The 2,836-nt window shown below is 50.1% G+C and carries 4 protein-coding genes; 3 read left to right on the top strand and 1 reads right to left on the bottom strand.

All coding sequences use genetic code 11. The features are described from left to right. Positions 1-832: 832 nt before the first annotated feature. Positions 833-1,501, bottom strand: coding sequence for a LexA family transcriptional regulator (locus J8X26_RS25645; RefSeq protein ID WP_208952390.1), 669 nt, complete (start codon positions 1,499-1,501; stop codon positions 833-835). A gap of 88 nt (positions 1,502-1,589) precedes the next feature. Here J8X26_RS25645 and J8X26_RS25640 point away from each other — a divergent pair, with 88 nt between their 5' ends. The 3 genes from J8X26_RS25640 to J8X26_RS25630 form a co-directional block, all read left to right on the top strand. Then, positions 1,590-1,805: a YdaS family helix-turn-helix protein gene (locus J8X26_RS25640; RefSeq protein WP_208952392.1), complete on the top strand. Its 216-nt coding sequence runs from the start codon at positions 1,590-1,592 to the stop codon at positions 1,803-1,805. A gap of 28 nt (positions 1,806-1,833) precedes the next feature. Further along, a complete protein-coding gene (locus J8X26_RS25635) occupies positions 1,834-2,364 on the top strand; it encodes a YmfL family putative regulatory protein (RefSeq protein ID WP_208952389.1) in 531 nt (176 codons plus the stop codon). Between the two features lie 352 nt (positions 2,365-2,716). Beyond that, the coding region (locus J8X26_RS25630) for a DUF4222 domain-containing protein (protein WP_208952391.1) at positions 2,717-2,836 on the top strand (120 nt) is incomplete at its 3' end.

Below are 2,836 nucleotides of genomic sequence, written 5' to 3'. Positions count from 1 at the left end.
TCACACACATAGACAAGGGCGGCCGGTAATGCACAGGGCGTGCTGGGTGGGTGCCAGCGGCCCTTGTCTATGTCTGCGAAAAAATTGGCGGTGGACATGATCAGAACATTATCTTCGCTCCCCCTGATGTTGAATGGTTGAAGAGTCATGCCACCGCCGAAGCAACTACACACAGCAATTATCGAGTTCCACGTCGATCTGGTCGGGCGGCGGTAGTCGAAACCGCAACCGGGCGGGATAGGCCCGGCCATCACCTGATACTTGCCACAACGGAAAGAGCACTGCGTAACCTGGCGCCGATCTGGCCGCCGCGCGGTTTGTGCTGGATTCACCCCCAGCCACTGGCGCAGACAACAAAGCTTCTATGCGCGTTCCAATCAATGCTCTTACCTGTTGTGTGCTGACCTCCCAGCCAACGTGGTTCGGGTTAACGCTATTACCAAAGCAAGCGTCTTACGAACTGGGATGATTCTATGACTGCTATCTGCATCCCCAGAATCAACAGAAAACTACGCGCTCTCATGTGGGTACTGTTGTGACACCAGGGCGCTACCCCTGCTTATTTCTGGCCGCTCGGTTTTGGTTTTGGCGTTATGGTGGACGCCCAGCCGATTTCCAGTCTTCCTCCCGCCTGCGGTGCAGTACGCTTGTACACATCACAACGGGAAGAACACTGGGACTGTGGTCATATTGGGTTGATGGTAAGTGAGTCCCTCAACCCCCAGTGTTCTTCCCGTCGTGCTTGTTCCTTGTGGATACATTATGTATCTATGGGGTACATTGTCAAGGCGAAAAAAAACCTGCCGAAGCAGGTTTCGTGATAATAATTTTATTAAGCTCTATAACGCCTTGGTTTTCCTGAGAAAACAACTGTGCCAATTATTGAACAATTGCCGCCTATTTTGATGTACTGATCAGGCCAGCCCTTATTCAAGGCTTTAAGATATTTATTCCCAGCATCTTCTACGAGTCTTTTGAAAGTTGTCTCGCCAGAGTCGAGAAGGAGCGCAACCACATCATCGCCGTGTACCGGTGCAACTTCAGGATCAACGAAAATCATATCGCCTGGACGATACTCATCGATCATTGAATCGCCAATGACTCGAAGGATGTAGGTCATCGGCCCGCAAGGGACCGGGCAGGGATATGTTTCGGATAAACTCAAATCTACCTCTGAATAACCAATTTCAGTCCAAGCCCCAGCCTGCACCCACGAAATTACAGGCACCATCTGGATGGTGAGTTCGGTGTCCGTGACATCCGGAGCTGAAGTTATATTGGTGGCCTGATGTTCCTTATCTAACCAGCCATCGGGTAAATCAAAGCACTTTTCAATGTGACGTGCCAAATCATCCCCGATTTTTTTCGTAGGATTCTTTCCGATCACTCGGCTGACTTGAGTTGGTTCTCGTTCGATTAGGCCAGCAAAGGACGAATTTCCTCCGGCACTATCTCTGAGCTTCCTGGCGTTATCCCGCCGGATTTCATCGCTTGTCTTCATACACTCATTAAACTTCGCGTACCCGATAGGTACAAGTATCTTGCGGGTTCATTTAAATAGTGCATAATGTATCTCGGAGGTACATATGATTAAAAACTATTGGGATGCTTTAACAAAACCAGAGCAAAACGCTTTGGCTAAAAAAGTCGGCAGCAGCAGTGGTTATCTAAGGCTCGTTTTCAACGGTTACAAAAAAGCAGGTTTTTCGCTTGCTCAACGCCTTGAAGAAGAAACTGCTGGCGCTGTTACCAAGGGTCAATTACGGCCTGATATCTACGGGAATACTACTTCTCAAACGGCCTGATAGAAACCACAAAAAGAGGTAATACCTTGTGGACAATAAAAACTTTCCTGCTCCAGACGACATAACAGCAGCAATGCACAAGCTGATCACATCGTTCCCTGGTGGGTATGGCGCGATGTCTCAACAGCTGGCGCATGACGGCACCCATAACGCTCTGAGTAACCGCGTTCGTCAGATTGGCGGCCAGATGGTGCCATTTGGCATGGCGATAATGATGGAACAAATTTCAGGACGTTCTGACATTACCGAGGCTATGTGCCGGAACAACGGCGGCACCTTCGTCAAATTTCCTGACATCGAGGAAATGGGCAATGAAGAGCTGCTGATCAAATTTAATGATTTGCTGACTGCGCTCGGTCAGTTCGCCAAGGCGCACAACGAATTCACAGCTGATGGTGTGCTGGATCGTGACGAAAGCAAGCGCATGAGAATTAAGGGCTATCGGGTTCAGAGTTTGGTTGCGGAGATCATGGTAGTGACTGAATTGCTTTTTGGAGAGGGTGACGCCCGAAGTGTGCAGCCTCGGGCGTCGAGTGCATTAACTAAACGTGTGGAGTAATTAACGCATGAACAGTGTAAACCGCGTTCGACCAACAGTGCAATTCAAATGCATCGCAGCGTGCCCGTTCGTGTATGTCCGAATAGTACGTGAGCCCGGCAAACCGAACAACCACAGCCTAAAGAGCCGCTCCGTGGTTGAGCGTTACTGGAATGTGTGCCGCCGTGCAGGCATGAAATCACAGCAGAAAAGGGAAGGCTGATATGGCTGATAAAAACAAAAGTCAGATTGCTGGCGCTGATCAGTTTCTCTCGAGCGAGGTTGTGATCAGCGGTGGCCAACTCATCTGCAATAGCTCATTCGCTGACTGGTGGGAAAAGCATTTCGCTGATCGCGCTGCCGAGGTGACTTCATGTCTGACAAAACACAGAAGCTGGACCGGTACTACAAGGATTGGCGGGGCGTTGTGGTACACGTCGTGGGCTTCGACAGAGCAGGGGATCGCGTCATCTTCATGCGCGCCGGTTACCCG

Origin of the sequence: Rahnella sp. ChDrAdgB13, from assembly GCF_017655185.1 — a bacterium.
GTDB lineage: Bacteria > Pseudomonadota > Gammaproteobacteria > Enterobacterales > Enterobacteriaceae > Rahnella > Rahnella contaminans.
The sequence above is the reverse complement of the archived record's forward strand: the minus strand, read 5'-3'. Positions and strand labels throughout refer to the sequence as shown.

Bases quoted from the DNA above. Each gene is read 5' to 3' on its own strand.
- J8X26_RS25645 (WP_208952390.1), bottom strand. From the start codon at position 1,501: ATGAAGACAAGCGATGAAATCCGGCGGGATAACGCCAGGAAGCTCAGA.